At 59.5% G+C, this 25,293-nt stretch carries 21 protein-coding genes and 1 tRNA gene; 13 read left to right on the forward strand and 9 right to left on the reverse strand.

Features of this window, described 5'->3' with window-relative positions:
• Positions 1 to 85: 85 nt before the first annotated feature.
• Positions 86 to 1,063 (reverse strand): L-lactate dehydrogenase, encoded by a 978-nt coding sequence (locus KSY82_RS04465; RefSeq protein WP_217750347.1) that lies wholly within the window; start codon positions 1,061 to 1,063, stop codon positions 86 to 88.
• A gap of 211 nt (positions 1,064 to 1,274) precedes the next feature.
• On the opposite strand from KSY82_RS04465, the gene metA reads away from it, so the two are divergent.
• Together metA and KSY82_RS04475 are read left to right on the forward strand one after the other, a co-directional pair.
• Positions 1,275 to 2,201: a homoserine O-acetyltransferase MetA gene (metA, locus tag KSY82_RS04470; RefSeq protein ID WP_117583845.1), complete on the forward strand. Its 927-nt coding sequence runs from the start codon at positions 1,275 to 1,277 to the stop codon at positions 2,199 to 2,201.
• A gap of 443 nt (positions 2,202 to 2,644) precedes the next feature.
• Positions 2,645 to 3,607, forward strand: a complete 963-nt coding sequence (locus KSY82_RS04475; RefSeq protein ID WP_217750348.1) for a hypothetical protein — start codon at positions 2,645 to 2,647, stop codon at positions 3,605 to 3,607.
• A 165-nt stretch (positions 3,608 to 3,772) separates the two neighbouring features.
• Here the strand turns inward: KSY82_RS04475 and KSY82_RS04480 are convergent, their stop codons facing one another.
• From KSY82_RS04480 to KSY82_RS04495, 4 genes are all read right to left on the reverse strand, one after another.
• Positions 3,773 to 4,369: a 5-formyltetrahydrofolate cyclo-ligase gene (locus tag KSY82_RS04480; protein WP_217750349.1), complete on the reverse strand. Its 597-nt coding sequence runs from the start codon at positions 4,367 to 4,369 to the stop codon at positions 3,773 to 3,775.
• Positions 4,370 to 4,490: 121 nt separating this feature from the next.
• The gene (locus KSY82_RS04485) at positions 4,491 to 4,820 is read right to left on the reverse strand and encodes a type II toxin-antitoxin system HicB family antitoxin (RefSeq protein ID WP_217750350.1); all 330 of its coding nucleotides are present in this window, start codon (positions 4,818 to 4,820) and stop codon (positions 4,491 to 4,493) included.
• The gene (locus KSY82_RS10530) at positions 4,813 to 5,076 is read right to left on the reverse strand and encodes a type II toxin-antitoxin system HicA family toxin (RefSeq protein WP_217750351.1); all 264 of its coding nucleotides are present in this window, start codon (positions 5,074 to 5,076) and stop codon (positions 4,813 to 4,815) included. Before KSY82_RS10530 ends, KSY82_RS04485 begins: the two co-directional genes overlap by 8 nt.
• Before the next feature lie 146 nt (positions 5,077 to 5,222).
• Complete coding sequence (locus KSY82_RS04495) at positions 5,223 to 8,267, reverse strand: insulinase family protein (RefSeq protein ID WP_217750352.1); 3,045 nt, start codon at positions 8,265 to 8,267, stop codon at positions 5,223 to 5,225.
• A gap of 280 nt (positions 8,268 to 8,547) precedes the next feature.
• On the opposite strand from KSY82_RS04495, the gene KSY82_RS04500 reads away from it, so the two are divergent.
• The 7 genes from KSY82_RS04500 (at position 8,548) to KSY82_RS04530 (ending at position 15,183) form a co-directional block, all read left to right on the forward strand.
• Positions 8,548 to 9,252, forward strand: a complete 705-nt coding sequence (locus KSY82_RS04500; protein ID WP_217750353.1) for a GntR family transcriptional regulator — start codon at positions 8,548 to 8,550, stop codon at positions 9,250 to 9,252.
• Between the two features lie 135 nt (positions 9,253 to 9,387).
• Complete coding sequence (locus KSY82_RS04505) at positions 9,388 to 9,807, forward strand: PTS sugar transporter subunit IIA (protein WP_217750354.1); 420 nt, start codon at positions 9,388 to 9,390, stop codon at positions 9,805 to 9,807.
• A 71-nt stretch (positions 9,808 to 9,878) separates the two neighbouring features.
• Positions 9,879 to 10,352 carry a PTS sugar transporter subunit IIB gene (locus KSY82_RS04510; protein ID WP_138339750.1) on the forward strand — a complete coding sequence of 158 codons (474 nt, stop codon included), beginning with the start codon at positions 9,879 to 9,881 and terminating at the stop codon, positions 10,350 to 10,352.
• Positions 10,353 to 10,547: 195 nt separating this feature from the next.
• A complete protein-coding gene (locus KSY82_RS04515; RefSeq protein ID WP_022094037.1) occupies positions 10,548 to 11,582 on the forward strand; it encodes an SIS domain-containing protein in 1,035 nt (344 codons plus the stop codon).
• An 81-nt stretch (positions 11,583 to 11,663) separates the two neighbouring features.
• The gene (locus tag KSY82_RS04520; protein ID WP_022094038.1) at positions 11,664 to 12,437 is read left to right on the forward strand and encodes a PTS mannose/fructose/sorbose/N-acetylgalactosamine transporter subunit IIC; all 774 of its coding nucleotides are present in this window, start codon (positions 11,664 to 11,666) and stop codon (positions 12,435 to 12,437) included.
• Entirely contained in the window at positions 12,437 to 13,285 is an 849-nt protein-coding gene (locus KSY82_RS04525; protein WP_217750355.1) for a PTS system mannose/fructose/sorbose family transporter subunit IID, read from the forward strand. Before KSY82_RS04520 ends, KSY82_RS04525 begins: the two co-directional genes overlap by 1 nt.
• 431 nt (positions 13,286 to 13,716) lie before the next feature.
• Entirely contained in the window at positions 13,717 to 15,183 is a 1,467-nt protein-coding gene (locus tag KSY82_RS04530) for an ATP-binding protein (RefSeq protein WP_217750356.1), read from the forward strand.
• A 100-nt stretch (positions 15,184 to 15,283) separates the two neighbouring features.
• Here KSY82_RS04530 and KSY82_RS04535 read toward each other — a convergent pair whose 3' ends face one another.
• Positions 15,284 to 15,775 (reverse strand): hypothetical protein, encoded by a 492-nt coding sequence (locus KSY82_RS04535; protein WP_217750357.1) that lies wholly within the window; start codon positions 15,773 to 15,775, stop codon positions 15,284 to 15,286.
• Positions 15,776 to 15,786: 11 nt separating this feature from the next.
• Here KSY82_RS04535 and KSY82_RS04540 point away from each other — a divergent pair, with 11 nt between their 5' ends.
• A complete protein-coding gene (locus KSY82_RS04540) occupies positions 15,787 to 16,659 on the forward strand; it encodes an HNH endonuclease (RefSeq protein ID WP_217750358.1) in 873 nt (290 codons plus the stop codon).
• A 445-nt stretch (positions 16,660 to 17,104) separates the two neighbouring features.
• Here KSY82_RS04540 and KSY82_RS04545 read toward each other — a convergent pair whose 3' ends face one another.
• Positions 17,105 to 17,791, reverse strand: a complete 687-nt coding sequence (locus KSY82_RS04545; RefSeq protein WP_217750359.1) for a DUF5710 domain-containing protein — start codon at positions 17,789 to 17,791, stop codon at positions 17,105 to 17,107.
• Positions 17,792 to 18,017: 226 nt separating this feature from the next.
• A tRNA-Val gene (locus KSY82_RS04550) sits at positions 18,018 to 18,092 on the reverse strand.
• Between the two features lie 289 nt (positions 18,093 to 18,381).
• Here KSY82_RS04550 and KSY82_RS04555 point away from each other — a divergent pair.
• The 3 genes from KSY82_RS04555 (at position 18,382) to glmM (ending at position 23,282) form a co-directional block, all read left to right on the forward strand.
• Positions 18,382 to 19,404 carry a DMT family transporter gene (locus tag KSY82_RS04555; protein WP_217750360.1) on the forward strand — a complete coding sequence of 341 codons (1,023 nt, stop codon included), beginning with the start codon at positions 18,382 to 18,384 and terminating at the stop codon, positions 19,402 to 19,404.
• Positions 19,405 to 19,553: 149 nt separating this feature from the next.
• Positions 19,554 to 21,866 (forward strand): DUF4012 domain-containing protein, encoded by a 2,313-nt coding sequence (locus KSY82_RS04560; RefSeq protein WP_217750361.1) that lies wholly within the window; start codon positions 19,554 to 19,556, stop codon positions 21,864 to 21,866.
• A gap of 84 nt (positions 21,867 to 21,950) precedes the next feature.
• Positions 21,951 to 23,282, forward strand: a complete 1,332-nt coding sequence (gene glmM / locus KSY82_RS04565; RefSeq protein WP_217750362.1) for a phosphoglucosamine mutase — start codon at positions 21,951 to 21,953, stop codon at positions 23,280 to 23,282.
• 135 nt (positions 23,283 to 23,417) lie between these two features.
• Here glmM and KSY82_RS04570 read toward each other — a convergent pair whose 3' ends face one another.
• Entirely contained in the window at positions 23,418 to 25,001 is a 1,584-nt protein-coding gene (locus KSY82_RS04570; protein ID WP_217750363.1) for a carboxypeptidase M32, read from the reverse strand.
• Positions 25,002 to 25,293 lie beyond the last annotated feature (292 nt).

A 25,293-nucleotide genomic window follows, 5' to 3' on the forward strand; every position in this document is an offset into this window, starting at 1 on the left:
TCAAAAAAGCGGGCCGCGCCGGGGATTTTCGGCGCGGCCCGCTTGTCATCGCGTTTAGATTCGCAAGGTTGCGGCAGCCAGCGGCCTACTTTGCGTCGTAGGCCTCGGCGTCCCACCAGTCGAGCTGGGCGATGTTGTCGCGGATGTGCTGGCAGCTCTTGTGGAAGCCCTCGAGCTCGTACTCGGACAGGTCGAGCGTGTAGACCTCCTCGACGCCCCCGGCGCCGATCACGCACGGCAGGGAGGTAAAGATGCCCTCCTCGCCATACTGGCCGGTCATGAGCGTGGAGGCGGAAAGCACGGCGTGCTCGTTGTGCAGCACGGCGGCGCAGACGCGCGCGGCGGAGTTGGCGACGGCGTACTCGGTGCACTGCTTGCCCTGGTAGGTCACATAGCCGCCCTTGCGCGCGAGCTCCTCGACCTCCATGTGGTCAAAGGCGTACTTGTCGGGGTTCTCGGCCTGAAGCTCGTTGAGGCTCTTGCCGGCGATGGTCGCGGCCTTAAAGGCAGCCAGCTGGCTAAAGCCGTGCTCGCCAATCATGTAGGCGTCGATGGACTTGGGGCTCACGCCGACCTTCTTGGAGATCTCGGTGCGCAGGCGGGCGGAATCCAGACCGCAGCCCGAGCCGATGATCTTCTTGGGATCGTAGCCGGTCAGGTGCCACAGCTCGGTGCACACGACGTCGCAGGGGTTGGAGATGCTCACGAAGATGCCGTCGAAGCCGGCGTCGACGATGCGCTTGGCAAAGGAGCGGGCGGCGTCGGTGGTAAAGAACAGCTCGCCGTCGCGGTTGCCAGCGGCCAGCGCGACCTTACCGGCGGCGTTGACGATGACGTCGCAGCAGGCCAGCTCCTCGTAGTGGTCGTAGCAGTTGACGATCTTGGTGTTGTACGGGACAAACGAAAGGGAGTCGCGCAGGTCCTGGACCTCGGACGTCACCTTGGCCTCGTTGATATCGCACAGGTACAGCTCGTCGGCAATGCCCTGCATGAGCAGGCTGTTGGCGACATGTGCTCCTACGTGGCCCTGGCCGACCACACCGATCTTACGCGTCTGGTACATACGAGTATCCTTCCGGCCGAGTTTTTTGCGTCGAACCATTGTAGCGTCCTGCCGTCACTTTGCTAGACTAAAGCGCCGTAGATTTTTGGGACATGCCTTAATCTCTACTTTTGGAGTGATTTGGGCCGCTGACGGCATCGCTGGGCGATGTGCTCGCGCGGATAGGGCTGCTCGTTGTACCATAGCTGCAACTGACTCGTAAGGAGCATCCATGCCCATTCGCATTCCCGACGCCCTCCCTGCCGCCGCGCAGCTCGAGAGCGAGAACATCTTTGTCATGACCGAGTACCGCGCGCTGCACCAGGACATCCGCCCGCTGCGCGTGCTCATCCTCAACCTCATGCCCACCAAGATCGCCACCGAGACGCAAATCATGCGCAAGCTCTCCAACACGCCGCTGCAGGTGGAGGTGGACCTGCTGCGCACCAAAACGCACGAGGCCACGCACGTGAGTGCCGGCCACCTGGAGACGTTCTATCGCACGTTCGACGACATCCGCGACATCCACTACGACGGCTTGATCATCACGGGCGCGCCGGTGGAGCAGATGCCGTTCGAGGAGGTCGACTACTGGCCCGAGCTCTGCCAGATCATGGACTGGTCCACCACGCACGTGCACTCTACGCTGCACATTTGTTGGGGCGCGCAGGCGGGGCTCTACCATCATTACGGTATCCAGAAGTACGATCTGCCGGCAAAGGCGAGCGGCGTGTTCGAGCATTATCTGGTGAAGCCGCAAAGCCCGCTGGTTCGCGGCTTTGACGACCGTTTCTATGCCGTGCATTCGCGCAACACCGATGTGCGCCGCGAGGACGTGGAGGCCGAGCCGCAGCTTGAAGTCGTGGCCGTGTCCGACGAGGTGGGCCTGTACATCGTCAAGTCGACCGACAGCCGTCGCTTCTTTGTCTTTGGCCATCCCGAGTACGATACCGACACGCTGCGCCTGGAGTACGAGCGCGACGTGAAGCGCGGGCTCAACCCCCAGGTGCCGGCGCATTACTTCCCGAACGACGACCCCACCGCCGAGCCGCGCAACGTCTGGCGCAGTCAGGCTCAGCTGTTCTACACCAACTGGCTCAACTACTACGTCTACCAGACCACGCCCTACGACCTGGCCCGCGCCGGCGAGGAGCACTAGGCTACGGCTGCTGCTGTGCCGGCGGCGTGACGAGCGTGGATATCCGGACGGACGAGCGTGGATTTTCGGACATTTACAAATCGAGCGTGGATAATCTCCCACTTTTGGCTTGAAACTAGGCTCAAAACGGGAGATTATCCACGCTCATTTTTTAGGCATGTAGATGCCGATGGCTCGGCTAAGCGACGGTGCGTGCAGAGGCAAAGTCGCATTTGGCGTAGTCTTGAATCTCGACGGGTTTTTCTTTCTGATAATCCGATGGACCAAGGCCTCAAAATGTGGAGACAGGGACCTCTCGACAACCGCCCTACCTGCAGATATAAGCCATCAGCCTAAAACGTCCAAAACCGTCAAGCATTTGGTCAGCGCCTGGACGGTATTTGGTCAGACTTCGCATGAAACCGTCTGGTACGTTTGCGCCGTTCCAAGATTTGGGAGGCGACATGGGAAACATGACGGCGAATCAAAGGCTTGCAAGTCACATTAAAGCATGCGAACAGCAGATGAGCTGCGTGTACGCGCGCACGGCGGCGGAGGCAAAGCAGATTCAGCGGCGGGCGGAGGCGGGAAGTCTCGAAGCGGTCATGCCGGGGCTGTATGCGCGTCCGGAATACTGGTCCGAGCTCAAGTTTCGGCAGCGTTATCTGCATCGGGTGCGGGCGCTTGCGCAAAAGCACCCCGACTGGACATTTTGCTCCTATACGGCGGCTGTTATCTATGGCCTTTCGGTTTCGCATGCCAATTTGACGCACATCCATATCGCCGCGATGCTGGCCCAATCGACGACGCCGGGCTCTCAGGTCATTCGTCATCGCTATGCTCGTCAAACACGTGCCACCCAGATGGATATCGCCGTAACCGATATCGATCAAACGATTACGGATTGCTTGGTCGATGCATCGTTTGTCGAGGGACTGATCATCGCGGATTCGGCGCTCCATGAGCAACTTTTGTCGAAGGAGCATCTCGTTGAGACTGTCGACAAGCTTGGCCTGAATCGTCGCGGTGTTGTGACGGCGCGCAGGGTTGCACGATGTGCCGATGGGCTGTCGGAAAGCGGCGGCGAGTCCAAGGCGCGTGCCCTGATGATCGAGCGCGGCTGGCAGACGCCGGAGTTGCAAGTTGAGCTGTTCGACCCGGTTGAGCCGGGACGACCGTATCGCGTCGACTACTTGTGGCGCGTGGGCGACCGGCTGATTATCGGGGAGTTCGACGGATTTGTTAAAAGCGAGAAGGCGGCGGAGGAGGGCAAGCTCGCGAAGACGCAGTTCGATGAGCGCCAGCGCGAGTCGAGGCTTTCGCTGCTTGATAACTGCAAGATCGTGCGCTTGTGCTGGGATGATCTAAGGGATCCGACAAAGTTCGATCGCAAGCTCAAGGTCGCCGGCGTGCCGCGTGCGTGCTGAGGCAGTTGCAGAGCGTTTGGCTGCACAAGCGTGGAAAATCGGACGGACGAGCGTGGATTTTCGGACGCTTGTTGAATGAGCGTGGATAATCTCCCGTTTTTAGCTCGTAGGGGGTCAAAGTGGGAGATTTTCCACGCTCATCTTGCGGGTGCGATACAGCGGCGGCTAGGCGCTGACGATGTTGGGCAGCGGCAGATCGTGGGCGTCAGTGGGAACGTGGTCGACGCGCTGTTCGTCAAAGGCGATGCCGACGATTTGGCATTCAGGTGCAACTGTGGGCAGGTAGCGGTCGTAGCAGCCTCCGCCGTAGCCCAGGCGCGCGTCGGTGCGGCCGAAAGCCACGAGTGGCACGACAACCATGTCGAGCTCGGCGGCGGGCACGATGGGGAAGCGGACGCTGTCGACGTCCGTGGCTGCGAAGGCCCGCGTAGGGTGGGCGATAAACGGGGCCTCGGACGCATTGCAAGCAGAGACTGCCCGCATGCACATGCGCTGGTCACAAGCCATGGCGTCTGTTGCCGAGAGCATGCACGGATAGGCCACGCGCCAGCCACGCGCGACGGCCGCGGCGGCAAACGCGGCTGGGTCGACCTCGGAACCCATGGCGGCATAGACGGCAACGGTGCGCGACACCGCGGCATCCAAGCGATCCGACAGCTCAACCAGCCGCGCACAGATAACGGCAGACTTTGCCGCCCGCACATCCAAATCAAGAGCATCGCGCCGAGCAATCACCGCCCGTCGCAACTCAGCCTTGTCCATCCCGGCCCTCTCTCCCAAACCTACCAAAAAGGGACAGGTTTATTTTGGCAGGTTTTATCTGGGCAAACGTCGAAGCCGCCACAAAGGCGCCCTGTGTGGCGGCTTCGACTCGACGTTGGCTTCACAGCGCCGCAGCGATCGCTTCAGTCACAAACTTATTGAGTGACTCACCCTTCTTTGCCGCTGCCAGCGCTGCTTGCTTGTGGAGCTCAGAGCCCGTTCTTACGTTGAACGAGCCCTTAAAAGCCCGCTCGGGTTCCTTGCCCTTTTCGGCACAAAACTCAAGGTAATCGTCGACGGCGTCGTGGAAGCATCGCTCCACTTCTTCAACCGTGGAGCCTTCAAATACAATTGCGTCCCTAATGCCGGCGACCATACCTGTCAGCACGTGCTGTTCGGCATCGAACTCGACCGGGGCGAAATAACCCTTGTAAGCCAAAACGTTACTCATGGCTGCCTCCGACATCTTGTAGAAATCGAACGATGTTTCGGATGGTTCCCGCCGTCAATTCGTCAGATGGATGGGGTGCGTGCATCACGAACATTCTGCCGTCCGATGGCCTGTAGAAGCGAATGCGCGATCCGGATGTCCTGCCTTTGTTGTCCATTTCAAAGCCATATGAAGCCATAACTTTAAGAAAGTCAGCAAATCTATACGTTGAAGGACAGCTAAGCAGCTGGGCGATGAGTTTGTCGATCCGAGCCATCCTGCCTCACATCCCGCAACTATATTATAGTTGCAATTTAATCCCGAAGCAATCACCCATACTATAGAACACATGTACGTATAGAACAAGTGTTCGAACCGCCACAAAGGTGCCTGTCCCCTTTGTGGTGGTTTTGCTTGCTGTGGCTAGCCCAGCAGGTCGATGACGTTAAAGCCGGCGTTGCTCTTGGCGATGACGTCTCGGCCGCCAAAGACACAGGTGGGTGAGACGGCTGCGATGCGCGTCACGTCGGCGCCGAGCGAGCGCAGCTCACCGGGCGTGGCGGCGAGCATCTGGGCGCGACGCTCCTCGCGCGCATGCGGATCGAGCCCGGCCAGGTAGGTCGTGTTGCGGCGCTTGGTGAGTGCGTACGGCTTCACCGGCGCGTCCATGCCGCTCACACAGCTCACGATAAAGCCCTCAAAGGCGGCCTCGTCGGGCTCAAAGCTGCTAAGCCATGCACCCGCGCGCTCCACGCGCTCAATCGAGGGGTCGATTGCCGGGTCGCGGTAGGTGTAGAACGCCGCCTGACGCTCGCCGGCTGCGCGGAATCCGCAGCCGTACGCGCCGCCCTTCACGCGGATCTCGTTCCACAGGTAGTCGTAGGAGAGTGCGTTGGCGGCAACCGCCCAGGCGCCCGTCACGTCAATGCCCAGGCGACGCGGGTCGCACGCGCTTGCCGCAAAGCAGATGTCGCTGGGGATGACAAAAGCCTCGTGGCGGTCGCGCGGCGTTGGCACCACGAGCGCGTCGCGGCCGGCATCGGTGCCGTCGCCAGCGCCCAGCCCCAGGTTACCCGCGGCGGCCCAGTATGCGTTAAAGTCCTCATCGCTGCCGGTAAAGCTTGCCAGGCAGCCGTCGGCCACAAAGATGCGCTCCGCCAGCTCGGCAAGCTTGGCACGCAGGTCGTCCAGTCGCTCGTCAAAGTGCTCGAGCAGATCGCGCAGGAACAGGTAGAAATCCACGCCCGAAAGCTGTTCGCGCACCACGGCCGAAGGCGAGCTGTAGCTCATCGCGCGGCCGAGCGCCGCCGAGTGGCCGTTGTTGATAAAGCCCTGCTCAAGCCCAATGCGAATCTGCGTGAGCACATCGCGCACGCGGTCGGCGTCGGCATCGAGCAAAAGCGTGCTCGACCACACCTCGCGCGGCAGGCTCGCCAGCGCATCGATCTTTTCGGACAGGGCGCCGGCGCTCACCAGCAGGTAGGGGCGCACGCCGTCCACGTCGGGCTGCGTCATGACCTCGGTTGTAAAGCTCAAAAAGCCCAGCTTGCCGGCGAGTAGGTTGTCGAGTTCCTCGGCCGAATGCTCGCGCGTGGGCAGCTGCTTGAGCAGGCGGCAGAGCAGCGTCACATAGGGCAGGTCTTCAAACGCGACGCAGCTCAGGTCGAAATACTGCATGGCGTAGGCCAGACGGTTGGTGGGGATGCCGTGGCGCAGGCAGGGGATGGGCGCGGTCGTGTCCACGACCAGCGGCGGCTCGGGGCGCGCCTCGCCAATGTCGGACACGCGCAGGCGCGGCAGCGTGGCCTTGGCCTCGGGCGTGTCTTCGGCCTCCTGCGCGGCACGCAGCGCGGCCGTGCGCTCGACCACGTCGGCCAGCTCGGCATCGGTCATGGCGTCGCGCTTGGCTGCCAGCTCGGCGGCCTCGGCGCTCTCCGAACCCTCGGCGGCGTCCACCGGCACCAGCTCGACCAGTGCCATGTGGTCGTTCTCCAGCACCAGCTCGCGCAGCAGATCCTCAAAGTAGCTGCCGTCCAGCTCGCCGCGCAGCTCCTCGTACACCGGGCCATACTTGAGCGCCAGTGTCGCGGCGTCGTCATCGTAGAGCCACGTGCTCAGCGCGTCGCACGCAATGGCCACGCCGTCGGCGATGCCATAGTCGCGCTGGCGCAGGTCGTACTCGTTGCTGCTGATGATGGCTTCCAGGCGCTCGCGCGGAACGCCATGTTCGCATAAGTCGCGGCAGGCGTCCTGGAACACGCGGCGCAGCTCGCGCGCCACGCCGGGCTGCGCGTTTTGCAGCATGATGAGCTCGTAGGGCTGCAGGCTCTCGGCCGCCGTGTAGCTCACCACGTTGCCGCCCAGGCCGGCGGACAGAATGGCCTTCTTAACCGGCGCTTCGTTGGAGCCCAGCAGTGCTTCAAACAGGATATCCGCCGCGATCGTGCGCTTGCGGTCGAGCGCACTGCCCAGCACCAGGCCCAGGCCAACCAGGGCGTTTTCGGGCGTGGTGGCCATCTCGACGCGCTTATAATCGCAGGTCACAGGCTCCTGCACGTCCAGCGGATTGGGCGCCAGCGCGGACGGGTCCTCGCCGGCGGCAACGGTAGCATCCATGCGGCGGCTCGCGGCACTCGGCCGCGACAGATAGCGCTCGTCCAAAAAGGCCAGCGCGCGGTCCACGTCCAGGTCGCCGTAGAGCGTTATATAAGAGTTGGAAGGATTGTAGTGGCGCGCGTGCGTGTCCAGGAACTGCTCGTAGGTGAGCGCGGGAATCGCGCGCGGGTCGCCGCCACTCTCGTGCGCATAGGCGGTGTCGGGATAGAGTGCGGCGTTGACGGCGTCGTCCAGCACGCTCATGGGATCGGACAGCGCGCCCTTCATCTCGTTGAACACCACGCCGTTATAACGCAGCGTGCCCTCGCGCAGGCTCGCGGAGCCGCCGTCGCCCTCGCCCTCGGCGCCCTCCGGCAGGTCCAGCTCGTAGTGCCAGCCCTCCTGCTCAAAAATGGTGGGCTTAGTGTAGATGGCCGGGTTGAACACCGCGTCCAGGTACACGTCCATCAGGTTGTACAGATCCTGCTCGTTGGTGGTGGCAACGGGGTAGATGGTCTTGTCGGGGTAGGTCATGGCGTTGAGGAACGTCTGCATGGAGCTCTTGATCAGGTCGACAAACGGCTCCTTGACGGGGAACTTAGCCGATCCGCACAGCACCGAGTGCTCAAGAATATGGAACACGCCGGTGGAATCGGCCGGCGGCGTCTTAAAGCCAATGGCAAAGGCCTTGTTTTCGTCGTCGCACGCCAGGTACAGCAGGCGAGCGCCCGAGGCAGTGTGGCGCAGCACGTAGGCGTCCGAGTCGAGCTCGGGCACGGTCTCGCAGCGCTCGACGGCAAAGCCGTGGCAGGTGGTGCCGGGCACCAGCAGCGCGGCGGCGGTGGCGCGCGGGTCGGTTGAGGTGGTGGGCATGTGCAGTCTCCTTTGACGCCCCAGTGGGGGCGAATCGAGTCGAATCTCCGAGAGTATACCCATATGGGGCCGCGGCTCTGCAGCGAACTGAAGACGATGTGGGTGGACTAGCCTAGCTAGGTTGATAACGAATACCGCGGGTAGCCGCTGCACCCCGCTAAAGTGAAATAACACCCCGTTTACCGAATCATTTAGGAAATATATGGACTCCTAAAAAATTCTAATACAATATAAGTCATCTATCTATAAACTGCTGATTCCTTGCAAAGGTATGGTTGATATGGTTGAAGCAAATAGCGTTGTCCCCCTGTACAAACAGATTGTCCGTGCGCTTACTGATTCGATCGCCAACGACACGTACCGCCCGGGAGATAAGCTCCCGACCGAGGCGGAGCTCATCGCGCAATTTGGCGTGAGCCGAATAACGGTTCGCTCCGCAATTAAAGAAATGGAAGATGCTGGGCTTGTTGAGAGGGCCCGCGGCAAGGGCACATTCGTTTCGTCGGACACACAGATGTATGCCGCGGACGACCGTGAGAGCTTTACCCATTCGTGCCAGCTTGCGGGAAAACAGGCGTCTACCAGGGTTCTCGCAATGGGCTGGGACTTCCCAAGCCTGCGAGACGCGAAGTTCCTGGGCGTAGACGATACCCAAAAGGTATTGCGTAGTCGTCGTCTGCGCCTTGTGGATGACAAGCCCACGATGCTGGAAACCAATAGCTATTCCGCTGTGCTTTCTTTTTTGGAGCATGAATCCCTCGAGGATTCGCTGATGGCGGTACTCGATCGCCAGGGGATCAAGATGGGCCCCAACACGCGTACGCTTGAGGTCTGCTATGCGAGCGAGCTCGAGGCGGCATACCTTAACGTGGAGCTGGACTCTCCGCTGCTTCTGTTTGTCGATAGACGTTATGCTCCAAGCGGCGAGCCGCTTTTCATCTCCCGTCAGGTGTACTGCACCGAGCGACTGAAGTTCTATTTGTAAATTAGAGATAGATTGGTCAATTTACCGACCAATTGCTACCGTTCGCGGATTTGGAAAATAGACACACCGCGTAGGGTAGATTGCTAATATACTTTGTTATGACAATATAGTACGTCTTATTGATATTGGAGAACTATGAATAAGATATTGCTAGCGAGTCATGGTTATCTCGCCCAAGGTATGAAGAGCTCTCTCGAGATCCTGATGGGCGCCAACGACCGAATCGAGTGTCTGTGCGCCTATGTCGATGACGACACGAGGGATGTCGCAGCGCTTATCGATGCTTGGATGGAGTCGAAGGACCCTGCCGACTCTTGGTTTGTCGTGACTGACATCTTTGGCGGCTCTGTAAACAACGAATTCATTCAGAGGCAGACCGCCGGATCGTTTACGTTGATCACCGGAATGAACTTGCCGCTGCTGGTGGAAATGGCTACACAGCTGGACTCCCTGGATGCGGACAAGGCCAAAGCTACGGTCGAGGGATCACGTTCGTTTATCATGCTTTGTGAGGCGGCGGACATGCTTGCCGATGTCGAAGAAGAAGAGTTCTAGTTAGTTCTGGTTCGAGCCCTAGCTAAGGGCCACACCTGTCATTACCTTTATTACGTGCGGAGATGATTACGATGATTAAGCTTACGAGAGTTGATTACCGATTGATTCACGGCCAGGTCGCCATGTCTTGGACGCATGCGCTGGATGTCGATTGCATCCTGTGTGCCAGCGATGCCGTGGCAAAAGACGACATGAGAAAAGCCGCTTTGAGGCTCGCCCGCCCCAACGGCGTGAAGCTCGTCATAAAAGACGTAAACGCGGCCATCGAGGCGCTCAACAGCGGCGTTACCGACAAGTATTCGCTGTTTATCATTGTCGAGACGATCGAGGATGCCTATCGCCTTGCTAAGGGTTGCAAAGACATCAAGGAGATCAATTTGGGCGGAACCCGAAAGTCTCCCGAGACCACGCTTCATCCGACCCCCGCGATCTTTGCGACCGAAACCGATGCCGAGCATATCCAAGAGCTTGTGAACGATGGCGTGGTTATCGAAATCCGTCAGGTCCCCAATGACTCAAAGGTATTTGCCAAGGACGTTTTCTAGCTGGAAACATGCCATTGTCTAGCATTTATTAACCAGGTCCTCCTTTCTTAAGCCCGTCGATCATTTAATCGGCGGGTTTTTTATTAAAGAAAAATCAAAAAAAATCTGAAATAGCTCTTGCATAGTTAGTTATATAAAGTATTATAACGTCATGGGATGAATGAAGGGTTCATCCAAGTGAGTTAGGAGTAAGGGATGTTCAATTTCGATGAGCCTCGTTACGAGAAGGTTGTGAGCGATGCCCTCGCTCTCCGTCCTCAGATTGAGGCTGCCGTGGACAAGGTCTGCGAGCAGGGTTATTCCAACATCTTCTTCATCGGCTGCGGTGGCACCTGGGCCCACACGCTCCCGATGAAGTATTGGGTCGAGACCACCACGGCCGACGTCGACGTCCACTGCGAGATTGCCGCTGAGTTCCTCGCATGCCCGCCCAAGACCTTCAACAAGGACTCGGTCTGCGTCTTCTCCACCCGTACCGGCACCACCCCCGAGATCATCGAGGCCGCCAAGTTCTGCCAGGAGCAGGGCGCCCGCACGCTGATGTACGTCTCCAACGACAACACCCCGGCCACCGAGTACGCCGATTACAAGTTCTTCAGCTTCGCCGAGGACGACGTTCTGTGCGAGGCCATCTACACCTACCAGATCACGCTGGTCGCCCGCTTCCTCAAGAACGCCGGCGCCTTCCCCAAGTACGACACCTTCATGGAGGAGTTCGGCAACATCGCTCCGTACCTCATCAAGGCCAAGGACGCTCAGGACGAGCGCTGCGCCGCCATGGCCGAGGACTTCAAGGACACCGACTACCACATGGTGATCGGCTCCGGCATGCTCTGGGGTGAGGCCTACGACTACGCTATGTGCATCCTCGAGGAGATGCAGTGGATCAAGACCAAGTCCATCCACGCCGCCGAGTTCTTCCACGGCACCATCGAGCTGTGCGAGGAGGGCACGAGCCTCATCATGCTCTACGGCGAGGACGACACCCGTAAGCTCATGGACCGCGTGGACAACTTCACTCACATGCTCGCCGACGAGAAGGGCGTCCATGTCCGCGTGAACAAGTTCGACACCGCCGAGGTCGAGCTGCCGTTCAGCGACCCCGAGTTCCGTAAGATCGTCTCCCCGATGGTCACCTACACCATCACCGAGCGCCTGAGCTGCCATCTCGAGCACGTCCGTAACCACCCGCTCACCACGCGTCGTTACTATCACCAGATGAACTACTAATCCTCTCAAATTGCTGCGGTAGTCTGCAGGCGAGCTGCGCAGAATGCCTCGCCTGCAGACCTGTTTCTGGGGTTGATCGAAATGGTTGTCCAGTATCTTCTAGTTGCACTGGTCGCATTTATTGCGTCCATGGACGAGCAATTATTTGGCATTACGATGCTTGGTCGTCCGCTGTTTACGAGCCTGTTTGTCGGCTTGATCCTTGGCGATGTCCAGCAGGGCGTTATCGTCGGCGCTGCTTTGGAGTCCATGTTCATGGGCGCCATCATGGTCGGCGCGGCGGTTCCTCCCGAGGTCTATGCCTCCGGCGTGCTTGGCTGCGCGTTTGCCGTCATTACGGGTACGGGCACGGCAACTGCCGTCGCACTCGCCCTTCCCGTCTCCGTCTTCCTTCAGGTGTGGCGCAACTTCTGCTACGCCGTTCCGGGTGCCTTTGCCTGCAAGAAGATTGAGACCGCTCTGGCAAATCGTGATCTTGCCAAGGCGAATCTGTACCATCTGACCATCGTGCCGCTGTCGATTGGCATTCCGTCTGCACTGCTGGTGTTTTGCTCGCTGTTCTTTGGTGCCGACCTCATCAACAATGCGCTTAACGCTATTCCGCAGTTTGTGATGGACGGCCTCAACGTTGCGTCCGGCGTCATGGTCTGCATCGGCTTCGCTCTTCTTATTAGGACCATGGGCGACAACAAGCTTCTTCCCTGGCTGTTCCTGGGATTCATTATGGTCATCTACCTCAAGATGGACGTTGTCGGTGTTGCCGCTGCCGCTATCTGCGTCGCGCTGCTCCTGGCCTTCCGCGAGGGCTCGGCCGGTCCGCAGGCGGTTGCCGAGGATGAAGAGGAGGACTTCTAATGGCTACCCAGAACACCGATCTCAAAGAGGCCAAGAAGGACGCGATTATGACTCCCGATATGTATCGGAGCATGTTCCTTCGCCAGTTTACGAGCCAGTGCTCGCAGTCGTACGACAAGATGATGGCAATGGGCTTCATGTGCACCATTCAGAAGCCCCTGCGAAAGATCTATCCCAACGACGACGATTACTATGCGGCGCTTGATCGCCATACCGAGTTCTTTAACATCACGCCTCATGTGCTTCCGTTTGTAGCCGGCCTAACGGTTTCGATGGAAGAGCAGGCGGCTGCCGATAAGAACTTCGACACGTCCTCGATTAACGCCATGAAGGTCGGCCTCATGGGACCGCTTTCCGGCATCGGCGATTCGTTCTACTGGGGTACGTTCCGCGTGGTCGCCGCCGGCATTGGTATTGGCATCGCGTCGACGGGCAACCCGCTCGGCCCCATCGTGTACGCGCTCATCTACTCCGTGATTAACTTTGCAACGCGTATCGTCGCCGCCCATCTGGGATACGACCTGGGAACCAAGTTCCTGCAGCAGTCCGAAGAGAACAACCTTATGTCTCGCATGACGCATGCTGCCGGCGTTCTCGGAATGACCGTCATTGGCGCAATGATTGCGGCACAGGTCTCGCTGTCTACAGCTTTGACCTTTGATGTGGGTGGTTCGGAGATTGTCCTGCAGGATCTGTTCGATTCGATCTTCCCCGGTCTGCTGCCCTTGCTGGCAACGTTCGCTTGCGTTGCCCTCTATAAAAAGGGTGTCAAGACCATTTGGATTATTATTGGCATCTTCGCGATCTGCATCATCGGAACAGGTTTGGGAGTGTTCGCGGCGGCGTAATGTTGACTGCTATGCTCGTGCGTTGGATAACTAACTGACCGTTTGAAAACGGGGCTCGGCGTAAGGCCGGCCCCGTTTTTTTGTTTGAGGGATTTTCCGACCGTCCAAAAATCCACGCTCGTTCATTACTCACGTATCTCTCATCTCTCATTCATCACTAATATGAGAGATAACTGAAAGACGAGAGATAAATATGAGAGATAACTGAGCAGCAAAGAGACAAGCAATCATGGTATTGTCTCAATACTGATTGTTCTACCAGTAAAAACATGTTTAAATGAAACAGATGACAGACATCTTTTCTTTCATCTCTCACTTATCTCTAATATGAGAGATAGCAGAAAGATGAGAGATAATTACGAGAGATAACTGAGAGACGAAGGAAATCTATTCGCGGCATTCTCCGCCGGGCCGAGCGAAAGGACGTGCAGATGAACGAAAACGAGCTGACCGGTCTGCTCGAGTCTTTAAGGCGCATGGGCTCGGACGATCTTAACGTCGAGGTCAAGGAGAGCGCCACGACGCTTTCCCGCGACGTATGGGAAACGGTTAGTGCATTCGCGAATACCGCTGGCGGAATTATCGTGCTCGGCGTGAGCGAGCGCGCGGGCTTTATCCCGGTCGAGAACTTTGAGACCGAGAAGGTGCTCAACCAATTCGTAGCGGGCATGGGTGATGCCGGCGGCCGCGGAAAACTGGCCAATCCGCCCAAATACACCATTGAACGCGTGGAGCTTCAGGGCACCGTGGTTCTGGTCATCGCGATTGAGGAGCTCGACCCGTCGAGCAAGCCTTGTTATGTCATAGAGCGGGGCGCTCAAGGCGGCAGCTACAAACGCATCGATGACAAAGATGTCCCGCTTTCGTCGACTGAGGTCCTGTCCTTGTCATCGTATGAACGGACGAGCCCCAGTGATCGCGATGCAGTACCCGGCGCGGTCGCAGGCGATCTTGACGAGGCCCTGGTCGACCGCACGATAGAGCGTGCTTTCTCGCTGACACCCCGTGCAATGCGCGGCGCGCCGGACAAGAAAACGAAGCTGGAGCGCCTGAATTTCCTCGACTCCCAGGGCAATGTTACTAAGGCCGGGCTCCTGGCCGCGGGTGCCTATCCTCAGCAGTTCTATCCCAAGCTCTTTATCGATGTGGCGGTCTATGCCGGAACGCAGAAGGGCGCGGCGGGGTCGTTGAGGTTCATGGACCGTACGATCTGCGAGGGAACGTTGGGCGAAATGATCTCGGATGCCGTCGCGGCAGTCGCTAAGAATTTGCGGCGAACCTCGACGATCCAAGGCGTCTCGCGTGTCGACTCGCTGGAGATTCCCGAGGAGGTCCTGCGCGAGGCAATCGCCAACGCCGTAATCCACCGAGAATACGGAGATCGGTTCTGTGGGCAGTCGATCGCTGTTGACGTCTTTGATGACCGTATCGAGGTGACGAACCCCGGCGGCCTATACGGAGGAAAGACTCGCGAGAACCTGTTTGACGGCAGCTCCCGATGTCGCAATGCGACGCTTGTGAAGCTCATGTCGCTTGTCCCATTGCTCGACGGCGCGGGCTCGCCTGCCGAGGGTAACGGGTCGGGCATTCCAATGATGCTCGATGCCATGCGTGCGCAAGGTCTGGCCGAGCCATTGTTTTGCCCCGGTTTCGACCGGTTTAAGGTTGTCCTCTACCGAGCGAAGGTTGAGCAAATCGATCATGGCGGGGACTTAATTGTGGCGGCACTCAAACGCTACGGCGAGCTGGGGACGCGTGAGCTGGCAGAGCACACAGGGCTCACAATTTCCCAGGTTAGGTCGCGCGTCAACGCGCTCATTGCTCAAGGCGAGCTTGAGCCCACGGCGCCGGCGACGAGCCGCAACCGCAAGTATCGACTGTCGGAGCGCGTGGGATAGATGCGTTAGTGGACGAGGCGACCCAATAATCGACCCTCAATTGGCGTCCATTAAGGTAAAGCGGTTGTTGTCCAGTCGACGGTGATGCTAAAGACTCGGCTTACGCCGGCATGGCCCCGAACCCGTCTATCAAGAACAGCCTAAGAACCAGCTTGATGGCATTTCCCGGTTTGACTTCGGCCGTGCCAAAGACGTGGCGCTCGGCGAGCTCGCTGCAGTATGCATAGATGTCGCGGATAAGGTCCGCGCCCGAAAGCGTAAACATGTAGCCTGCGTCCGAAAGCGCATTGGGCGCGGCGGGCAACTTGGCCATGTGGCAGAACGTTTGCAGGTCGGGCGCCATAGCGTCCTGGTAGCCAAGATGGTTGCCGTCTTCTTGTGCGGCGAGTTCCAGCTGGCGTACTCGATCCAGCGCCACTGCCAGCACAAAGCTCGGCGTAGGCGCATTGACGTCCTGAGTGGTCGCCACAAGCCTGCCCGCTGCCTGCGTGACAAGCCAAGCGACCTCGCGCTGGCAACGCACGGCCTTGCGCGTAACCGGCTTGATGGACGAAGAAGAAACGCTTCCCTTAGGCGGATTCGAAACAGCCACAAGAACCTCCCATGAACAATCCGGCCCAACAAGCCCGGATGAAACACGTGCTACATCAGTATACAGGGAAGTGGGGCAGCGGGGTACAAACGCGCCAGCGGCAAACCGAGAGCATCAACGATGTGCCTCCGCTCTATTTGGACGATGGTACGTGGGTCATTAAGTACTCGGTTCAAGCGCCGGGTACCGTTGGTTTTCGAGACCAGAATTACAACCGTAAAATGCTCAACTGCATGGAATGTGGCGTTCCGGTCGGAGTCATATTTGCAACCGAGGTGGGCTATAAGGTGCTCGGCCTTGCGTTTGTTGAGCGGTTCGAGCCCGAAAACGGATGGTTTGTTCTGCACGGTCCTGTTCATAAAGGCGGACCGGACCCTCGTTTTGCACCCGACATGAGTTATCTGAAGCACATGCCCGTCGATATTGAGTTTGCCGGACAGGGTGCGACCGACGACGAAAAGGTCCGCTATGCGTTAAGGCGCGAGCGATTGGGGCAGCAATGGTTCCGCAAGCAGCTCGTTGCCGCCTATGACGGACGTTGCGCGGTGTCGGACTGCGGCGTCAGCGAAGCTCTGGAGGCTGCACATATCGAGAATTACTCGGGACCCAAATCGCAGGTTGCCAGCAATGGCATTCTACTTCGGCGCGATCTTCATTCCCTATTTGATGCTCACCTGATTTCGTTTGAGCCTGTTTGCGACGAATATCGGCTGTGCGGATCGTACCTGCTGGATAAGACCGGCTACGCTTCCTTTGCGGGTGCGACGCTAAGGCAGCCGAATGAGCGTCAGTGGCGACCCAATACGGTGTTTCTTGAGGCCCATCGCATTGAGTTCGATCGCTCGGAAAAGAAGCGTGAAAAGGCGGGGCTTCTGCCGTATTAGCGTATTTGGCTTTGGCATTCTTTGACGATCGTGTTGTTTGATCGGATCGCGTGGCGATGCAATCTCGCGCCCGCCCGCCGGTGCATGCTCTTCCTGTTTTGTATAGCGAGAGGGGAGCGTGTATGAGCTGGCGAGGCGATATTGCGATGGGGAAGTACGGAAAACTGCCGTGTGCCCTTATAGACAACAATATGTTTCCGAGCGTAGAGGTTGATTGCGGGTCGTTTGTCGTCACCTGCCCTTGCTGCGGCTCGCAAATACCGTGTCTCGACATTCGGTTCATCGATGCGCGCGACAGACTCAGCGACGAAGTGAGAAAACGGACAGGCGTTCATATGCCGGTGTATCCGGAGAAATGCCCTGTTTGTGGCCTCGATATCGTGTATGACGCCGGCGACGAGGGATAGGTGATGCGGAGGAGCTGGCTGTGAAGGCTTCTCCGTCTCTACAAATAAATCCCCTCACCGAGTTGCCTGTGGAACTCGGCGTGATGGTCGCGTGCCCAGGTAAAGAGCGCCTGGTCAAAGTCGGTACGCGCGGCCGGGACGCCAAAGACGCCGGCAACTTCGACGCGCACAAACTCCAGTGCCGGCAGCTTGTTGATGGCAGTGAGGGCAAATGGGGACGAGGGCTCCTCGAACAGATAGCGGCTGCCTTGCAGCGCGTCGCAACTGGTGCACGTGTTGCCGAGCGACGGGGCTTTGGAGGCTCGCGCGCCTACGGGCTTGTAGCCGCAGCGCTTATGAAGGTAGTCGCGGATCTCGCCTGGCACGCAGCCAAGAGCGGGCACGATGGCGAGTGCGTTGGCGTTGGCCGTGTCGATGGCAATGTGCCCGGCTTCGTTGGGCGCGTGCGCGATGACGATGCTCTCGTCGTTATCGGCTCGATAGGGAATGCCGAAGGCCGCGACCGAGGTCTCTTTGTGACACTTCCAGCACTCGCGCTTGCCCAGTACTAGATATATATACGGCGCTGAGGGGTCGGATCGGTCAACACCGGGCAGCCACTCGGCAAAGGGCTCGGGGTTGACGCCGCTGGGTACATACCAGATCTTCTTGGTCCGGTCCCATTTGGCGCCCAGCGCCTTGGCTTCTTCTTTGTGCGAAAAGGGGACATCGAGCTCGGTGCGCATGGCGGCTCCTTGGTGCTGCAGGTGCAAGTGGCTCAAGGATACCGCAGGGCGCAGACATCGCGGCGTTTTGCTGAGAAGTTGCGGTGCGGACTGATTGGTTATGCCGATGGATAGATCGGCAAGTAGATGGTCGGCTTTTGGCTAGTTGGGCGGTTGGAACTGCCGGCGGATTTAGCGACATAAAACAAAACAGCCCAGAGGGCATAGCCTCTGAGCTGCGAACATTTGGTGGGCGTTAGAAGATTTGAACTTCTGACCTCTTCCGTGTCAGGGAAGCGCTCTCCCCCTGAGCTAAACGCCCGATCAAGGGTGCGCAAGCGCGCAAGGGATAATATAACGGAGCCTGAACTCGGTGGCAAGAACATTTTTAAAAATCGCTTACATTGTGGAATTCGGGGGCTTCGTCATATCCATTTCAAAAGAGCCTGCTGCCGCGATTTGGCTGTCGCATAATGCAAGGCCATTGCGGTATCGAGCTATGGAAAGACACCTGCGGAATTGTCCTACCGATAAGCGGACAAGCCTCCAGCTGGTGCCTTCGCCGTGGTAAGGTAAGCCGAATTGCTTCCAGACTGTTTCGGGGGAGTGGAATGAGCAAAGAGTGTGTCGAGCAGGTCGAAGGCGCAGGGGCTTCGGTGCCGATGACCGATATATCGAACATTGATGTGCCCGAGGGCACCGACGAGCTCAGCCGTAACACCCGTCGCGCCTGGCGCGAGCGCCTTAACGATGCGTCGTCGCGCAAGATGATCACGGGCGTCTTGGCTACGCTGGTGGGCGGTTCGTTTTGGGGCTTCTCGGGCACCAGCGCGAGCTTTCTGTTCGATACCTACCACGTCGATACCTTGTGGCTTATGAGCGTGCGCCAGATTCTCGCCGGGCTGCTCTTTATGGCCGTGGTTGTTACGCGCGACCGCGAGCGCCTGGTTAAGCTCTGGACCACACCTGCCGACCGCAGGCAGCTGTTGCTTTTTACCGCTTTTGGCCTGCTGTTTAACCAGTTTTGCTACCTTTCGGCCGTGCGCCTGACCAATGCCGGAACCGCGACGGTGCTTCAGTGCCTGCAACTGGTCATCATCATGGGCTACACCTGCGTGACCGATCGTCGTATGCCGCGCACGCGCGAGGTCATCGGCATTGGCCTGGCCCTTGGCGGCACGTTTTTAATCGCCACCGGAGGTGATCCCACCAGCCTGAACATCTCGCCGCTCGGCTTGATCGCGGGCCTCATGTGTGCGGTCAGCGCCACCTGCATGGCAGTGATTCCCGCTAAGATTCTGCCCGAATATGGCAGCCCCATCGTCACGGGTTCGGCTATGCTCACGGCAGGCATCGTTTCGTGCGCCGTGGTTCAGCCTTGGGCGCATATGCCGGCGCTCGACGCTGCCGGTATCGAGGCGCTCGCGGTGTTCGTGGTTATCGGCTCGTTTTTTGCCTACATGCTCTATATGCAGGGCGTTAAGGACATTGGCTCGGTTCGTGCAAGCCTCATTGGAACCGTGGAGCCGGTCTCGGCGACCATCACCAGCGCCGTTATGCTGGGCACGGTATTTTTGCCGACCGACCTTATCGGCTTTGCCATGATCATCGTGATGATGTTCCTCACGGTGTAGCTGGCGCCGCCGCCAAGACAGATAAGGTGTTGCGCCAAATTTTCGCCAATTGATAGCCGTGTCTGGAGTTTAGCTGTCGATGCTCAATATGCCATAAACTAATAGTGTTATGGACTTTTCTATTGCGACTCAATTGCGAGGATTTCTTTATGGCTGGTAATCACTTTAAGGGCAGCGACAGCGGCCGTCCTGCAGTTCCGCCGCGTTCGAACGGGGCCGGAAAAGCTGGCATGCCGAGCGGAGCTGGTCAGAACAGCGCCGGTAAGCGCACGTCTCCGGGCGAGACGGCGATGTTTACCGCTCTGTACGAGCAGTCTCAGAAGGCTAAAAAGACCGGTCGCGCAAGAGGGAATGTCTTTGCGGGCGGTGCGACCCCCACGTCGCAGCCGAGCGGGGCTCCTTCGACACCTGCGAACAACGTAGGCGCTGCCAACGCCGCGAATGCCGCCGGCAACATTAATGCCGGCAATGCCGCCAACAATACTCCCTCTGCCGGTGGCGCGGGGCTTACGGGCAACCTTGGCACGATCTATACGGGTGCCTCCGAGACCGGCACGTTCGCCCGTTTGGAAGACAACGGTGCCGAGTTTAAGGGCTCCGGTTCCAAGGAAGATTATTACGATTTTGGCTTGAACTATGGCAGCGACGCTTCGACGAGCTCGACCTCGGATGGCCTGGTCCGTCATCGCCATCGCAAGGGTGAGGGCAAGAAGCGCCATGTTGGCGCGGTTGTTGCCGCCGTAGTCGTGGTGCTGCTCGTTGCGCTTGGCGCAAGTGGCTTTATGCTGCTTAACTCGGCTAAGACCGTAAAGGGCGAAGCGAAGGAAGCTGTCGAGGTTGTCGGTGGCCTTAAGGACAAGGTCACGTCGGGCGATTTTTCGACGCTGCCCGACGACGCGAAGAAGATCGACGAGCTCTGCGATAGCATGAAGGCGGAGACCTCGAGCCCGCTGTGGACGGCGGCTTCGTTTATTCCGGTGTACGGCAGCGACATCAATGCGGCCCGTACCATGATCGATGCCCTGTCCGATGTCTCGAGCAACGCGCTGGTTCCCATGGCCGACAACCTTTCGCAGGCCACGCCCGGCAAGCTGTTCCAGGACGGGATGATTAACGTGTCCGCGCTGCAGGCAGTCGCCGATTCGCTTTCCAGCAGCTCGAAGGTGTTCAAGAGCGCCAACGAGAAGATCCAGGGCATTGGTGACACGCATATTTCCCAGGTGACCGAGCTGGTCGATAAGGCCAAGGATGGCTTTGCCACCCTCAGCGGCGCGGTCGATGCAGCGGAGAAGGTCGCCCCTGTCCTTCCCCAGATGCTCGGCGCCAACGGCCAGACGCGCAACTATCTTATGTATGCCATGAACAACGTTGAGATTCGTGCTTGCGGCGGCTTTGGCGGCTCGCAGGGTCTGATTTCGGTTACCGATGGCCAGATGTCGATTGGCGACTTTGTTCCCCGCATTGGACTGAGCGAGGATGAAGCGGTCGAGAGCGTCGACGAAGAGGACGAGGCGCTGTTCGGCAACCACAGTAACCTGTACAACTCGGGTAACACCTATTCGCCCGACTGGCCGCGCAACTCGCAGCGTGTCGCAGCCCTGTGGAAATCTCAGTATGGCCAAGACGTTGATGGCGTCATCGGTATCGACCCGGTGTTCCTGCAGTATCTGCTGGGCCTTGTCGGCAATGTCTCGCTGCCCGACGGCACGGTTGTCGACGGCACCAATGCGGCCAAAGTCCTCATGCACGACGTGTACTGGAACTATCCGGTCGAGGAGTCGGACGGCATCTTTGCAGCCGTTGCCAGCGCCGCCTTCGACAAGATTCTCGGCGGCATCGGTGATGTCGATGTTACGAAGCTCGTCAGCGCCGTTGAGCGTGGTGCCGAAGAGGGCCGCCTGATCGCGTGGATGAAAAACGACGACGAGCAGAACGCTATCAAGGAAATGAACATCGACGCCTCGCTGCCCGATCCGGACGACCCGAGCGAGGATCCCGTTGCCGGTGTCTACTTTAACAACCTGAGCTTCTCCAAGCTCGATTGGTACCTCAACGCCGATACGCAGATTGGCCAGGGCGTCAAGAATGGCGACGGCACGTGCTCCTATCGCATCACCGTCACCCTGACGAACATCATGACGCAGGAAGAGGCCGGCAAGCTGCCCGACTACGTTGCGGCGAGCGCACCCGATGCCGCGCGTGATGACGAGCGCCTGAATGTCTCGCTGTTCGCCCCGACGGGTGGCAACATTTCGGACCTTACCGTCGAGGGCACCCAGTTTGGTCTTGGCGCTGCCACGTGGCATGGCATTCCCTTCTATTCGGGAACCGTTGACCTGCATGCGGGCGAGACGACGACGATTACCTATACGCTGACCACGTCGGCCGAGGTGGGAGACAAGCCGCTTACGCTGCGCCAGACCCCCACGTGCCAAGCGGCTCGCGACAGCGCTTCGGCGTAGGGTTTTTCTGGTAGTCCAGATAATCGAGTACCATTTTGGGGGCGGACAGATAATCTGTTCGCCCCATTTTTATAAGGAGAGCGCATGAAGTACTTTGGCACCGACGGCTTTCGCGGCGAGGCCAACGTTGGGCTGACGGTGGAGCACGCCTATAAGATCGGCCGTTTTGTGGGTTGGTATTATGGTGCCAATCGCAGTGCTAAGGCACGCGTGATCGTGGGCAAGGACACGCGTCGTTCGAGCTATATGTTCGAGGCGGCGCTGGTGAGCGGCTTGGTCGCGAGCGGCGCGGACGCCTACATGCTGCACGTGATCCCGACGCCGGGCGTGGCGCATCAGACGGTCGAGGGCTGCTTTGACTGCGGCATCATGATCAGCGCGAGCCACAACCCGTTTTGCGATAACGGCATCAAGCTCGTCAACAGCGACGGCTTTAAGATGGACGAGAACGTGCTGGAGCTCATCGAAGATTACATCGATGGCAAGAGCGAGGTGCCGCTTGCCACGGGCAACCACATTGGCGCCACGGTGGACTACATGCAGGGCCGCAACCGCTACATCGCCTCGCTCATCGCAAGCGCCAACTTTTCGCTACAGGGCGTCAAAATCGGCATCGACTGCGCCAACGGCTCGGCGTCCTCGGTCGCTAAGCCGGTGTTCGACGCGCTCGGCGCCGACGTACGCGTAATTAACGCCGCGCCCGATGGCTTCAACATTAACGTCGACTGTGGATCGACGCACATGGAGCGTCTGCAGCGCCACGTTGTAGAGCAGGGCCTGGACGTGGGCTTTGCCTACGACGGCGATGCCGACCGCTGCCTGGCCGTGGACGAGCGCGGCCGCGTGGTTGACGGCGACCAGATCCTGTACGTGTGCGGCGTGTATCTGAACAAGCATGGTCGTCTTTCGGGCGGTACCGTGGTGCCGACCATCGCCAGCAACTTTGGCCTGATCAAGTCGCTGGAGCTTGCCGGCCTGAGCGCCGTGACCAGCGGTGTGGGCGACCGCCACGTGTACGCCAAGATGCGCGAGGGCGGCTACAGCCTGGGCGGCGAGCAGACGGGCCACACGATCTTTGGCGATATCGAGCGCACGGGCGACGGCATCATGACTTCGCTGCGCGTGATGGAAGTGATTCGTGCCGAGCGCGAGACGCTCTCGCAGCTCACGGCGCCGTGCAAGCTGCTGCCGCAGGCGCAGGTGGCCGTGCGCGTGGCGGACAAGGACGCCGCGCTGGATAGCATGGGCGTGCAGGCCGCGATTGCCGAGGCCGAGGCGTCACTGGCGGGCGAGGGTCGCGTGCTAGTTCGCAAGAGCGGAACCGAGTCAGTCATCCGCGTGCTGGCCGAGGCACCCGACCAAGCAGCCGCCGACGCCGCTATGAAGCGCATTGCGGGTGCCTTGGAGGCCTTGTAGTTACGCGGTTTTACCAAACCGCGTAACGGCTCGACGGTGCCAAAACATTGACGTTAACGGACTAGGTGGAGAAAGGGGGCGCCGCGGATTGGTTCTGCGGCGCCCCCCCCCTTGCGTTGGCGTGTCGGTTATGTCCTACAGCTCGTAGAGCGTGGTGAACTTGTCCTGCAGGTAGCTGCAGTAGTAGCGGGCGTCGAACGTCATGCCGCAGGCGCCCTTGATGAGCTCCGGAGCGTCCTTGGCGCGGCCCCACTGCCAAATGTGCTCGCCCAGCCACGCGCGGACGGGTGCCAGGTCGCCGCTCGCGCAGGCGCCGGTAAGGTCGACGCCGTCGCGGCACATGGCTGGCACAAACATGGCGTCGTAGGCGCTGCCCAGCGCATACGTGGGGAAGTAACCAAACGAGCCGCCGCTCCAGTGCGTATCCTGCAGGCAGCCGCGCGTGTCGTCGGGAACCGGAATGCCCAGGTACTCGTCCATAAAGCGGTTCCAAAGCGCGGGGATATCCTTGGCCGTGGCCTCGCCGGCAAACAGCATGCGCTCGATCTCGTAGCGCACCATAACGTGCAGCGGATAGGTGAGCTCGTCGGCTTCGGTGCGGATCAGCGACGGCTGCGCAATGTTCACGGCGCGGTAGAGCGCGTCCTCGTCCACGTTGCCGTAGACCTCGGGCGCGTGACGGCGCAGTACCTCGAGCAGCGGCCCCATAAAGGCGCGGCTGCGAGCAACGGTGTTTTCGAAGAAGCGGCTCTGGCTCTCGTGGATGCCCATGGAGGTTCCGCCCTCAAGACAGGTGCGCGCGTAAGCGGGGTTCACGCCCAGCTCGTACATGGCGTGGCCGGCCTCGTGGATGATGCTGTAGACGTTGGAGATGCAATCGTCCTCGTGGATATGCGTGGCGATGCGCGCGTCGCCCACCGAGAAGCCCTCGCTAAACGGATGCTCGGTAAAGGCGAGCGTGGTGTCGTCCAGGTCCAGGCCCACAAGCTTCATCAGGTCAAAGCTCATGGCGCGCTGGGCAGCCTCGGGCACATGGGCGTGCAAAAAGTCGGCAGCGGGTTGCTGACCGCGCTCGCCGATGGCGTGCACGAGTGGCACGACGGTGGCCTTGACCTCGCCGCAAAACGCGTCGAAGCTCTTGGTGGAAAGGCCGCGCTCGTACTGGTCGAGCCACACGTCGTACGGGTCGCGCTTGGGGTCCATGAGCTCGGCCTGATGCTTAAGCTGGCCGACGATCTTGTCCACGTAGGGCTCAAAGCTCGCCCAGTCGTTGGCCGCTTTGGCCTTATGCCACACGGCATCGGCCTCGCAGGTGAGCCTGGTCCAGGCCTCGGCCTCCTCGGTAGGAATAACGCTTGCCTCGCGCTGGTCGCGGCCGAGCACGCGGATCTCGTCAAGCAGCTGCGGGTCGTCGATCTTGCCGCCGGCGACGGTCTCGCGTGCCAGCGAGTGCACGAGTTCGACAGACTTCTCGCTGGTCAGTAGCTTGTGATGCTCGCCGGCAAGCGTGCCCATGGCGTCAGCACGGGCGGCAGCACCGTTGGCAGGAGCAATCGTCGCTCCATCGAACTCGGCAATCTTGAGCAGGTACTCGCGAGTCCACAGCTTGCCCTCGAGTTTGCGGAACTTTTTGACGGCCTTGTCGACTTTAGCAACCTTGACGCCCTTGGCAGCTTTTGCCACGGCGGCCTTGGCCTTCTTATCGAGTTTCTTTCCCATACCGTATCCTTAATCTCGCAGGCCGAGCGCCTCGGGTGGGCGCGCGGCCAGTTTGCACAGCTACCCGCCTTGTACCGGTTGATTTCCGATCTCAGCCGAACACATTGAGCAAATAGGCCATTCCCGCAGCTAGCTGAACGCCCCCGCGGCCCCTCCTGGGGTCCGGGGGCGCCGTTTTCCCAGTTGATGGAACGGTGGAGATGTGTTTCGATGGGTCCGGTGGCCATGCTCCGCCCGCCGCCCGGCACCTCTTCCCAGACTCAGCCGGACGGCCGGTCCGTCTATTCCGTTT

The sequence above is a fragment of the Collinsella aerofaciens genome (assembly GCF_019131995.1).
Classification (GTDB): domain Bacteria; phylum Actinomycetota; class Coriobacteriia; order Coriobacteriales; family Coriobacteriaceae; genus Collinsella; species Collinsella aerofaciens_S.

What these genes read in the sequence shown, in the direction of transcription:
- KSY82_RS04465 (WP_217750347.1), bottom strand. Translation starts at nt 1,063, where the DNA reads ATGTACCAGACGCGTAAGATCGGTGTGGTCGGCCAGGGCCACGTAGGA.
- metA (WP_117583845.1), top strand. Translation starts at nt 1,275, where the DNA reads ATGCCCATTCGCATTCCCGACGCCCTCCCTGCCGCCGCGCAGCTCGAG.
- KSY82_RS04475 (WP_217750348.1), top strand. Translation starts at nt 2,645, where the DNA reads ATGGGAAACATGACGGCGAATCAAAGGCTTGCAAGTCACATTAAAGCA.
- KSY82_RS04480 (WP_217750349.1), bottom strand. Translation starts at nt 4,369, where the DNA reads ATGGACAAGGCTGAGTTGCGACGGGCGGTGATTGCTCGGCGCGATGCT.
- KSY82_RS04485 (WP_217750350.1), bottom strand. Translation starts at nt 4,820, where the DNA reads ATGAGTAACGTTTTGGCTTACAAGGGTTATTTCGCCCCGGTCGAGTTC.
- KSY82_RS10530 (WP_217750351.1), bottom strand. Translation starts at nt 5,076, where the DNA reads ATGGCTCGGATCGACAAACTCATCGCCCAGCTGCTTAGCTGTCCTTCA.
- KSY82_RS04495 (WP_217750352.1), bottom strand. Translation starts at nt 8,267, where the DNA reads ATGCCCACCACCTCAACCGACCCGCGCGCCACCGCCGCCGCGCTGCTG.
- KSY82_RS04500 (WP_217750353.1), top strand. Translation starts at nt 8,548, where the DNA reads ATGGTTGAAGCAAATAGCGTTGTCCCCCTGTACAAACAGATTGTCCGT.
- KSY82_RS04505 (WP_217750354.1), top strand. Translation starts at nt 9,388, where the DNA reads ATGAATAAGATATTGCTAGCGAGTCATGGTTATCTCGCCCAAGGTATG.
- KSY82_RS04510 (WP_138339750.1), top strand. Translation starts at nt 9,879, where the DNA reads ATGATTAAGCTTACGAGAGTTGATTACCGATTGATTCACGGCCAGGTC.
- KSY82_RS04515 (WP_022094037.1), top strand. Translation starts at nt 10,548, where the DNA reads ATGTTCAATTTCGATGAGCCTCGTTACGAGAAGGTTGTGAGCGATGCC.
- KSY82_RS04520 (WP_022094038.1), top strand. Translation starts at nt 11,664, where the DNA reads ATGGTTGTCCAGTATCTTCTAGTTGCACTGGTCGCATTTATTGCGTCC.
- KSY82_RS04525 (WP_217750355.1), top strand. Translation starts at nt 12,437, where the DNA reads ATGGCTACCCAGAACACCGATCTCAAAGAGGCCAAGAAGGACGCGATT.
- KSY82_RS04530 (WP_217750356.1), top strand. Translation starts at nt 13,717, where the DNA reads ATGAACGAAAACGAGCTGACCGGTCTGCTCGAGTCTTTAAGGCGCATG.
- KSY82_RS04540 (WP_217750358.1), top strand. Translation starts at nt 15,787, where the DNA reads ATGAACAATCCGGCCCAACAAGCCCGGATGAAACACGTGCTACATCAG.
- KSY82_RS04545 (WP_217750359.1), bottom strand. Translation starts at nt 17,791, where the DNA reads ATGCGCACCGAGCTCGATGTCCCCTTTTCGCACAAAGAAGAAGCCAAG.
- KSY82_RS04555 (WP_217750360.1), top strand. Translation starts at nt 18,382, where the DNA reads ATGAGCAAAGAGTGTGTCGAGCAGGTCGAAGGCGCAGGGGCTTCGGTG.
- KSY82_RS04560 (WP_217750361.1), top strand. Translation starts at nt 19,554, where the DNA reads ATGGCTGGTAATCACTTTAAGGGCAGCGACAGCGGCCGTCCTGCAGTT.
- glmM (WP_217750362.1), top strand. Translation starts at nt 21,951, where the DNA reads ATGAAGTACTTTGGCACCGACGGCTTTCGCGGCGAGGCCAACGTTGGG.
- KSY82_RS04570 (WP_217750363.1), bottom strand. Translation starts at nt 25,001, where the DNA reads ATGGGAAAGAAACTCGATAAGAAGGCCAAGGCCGCCGTGGCAAAAGCT.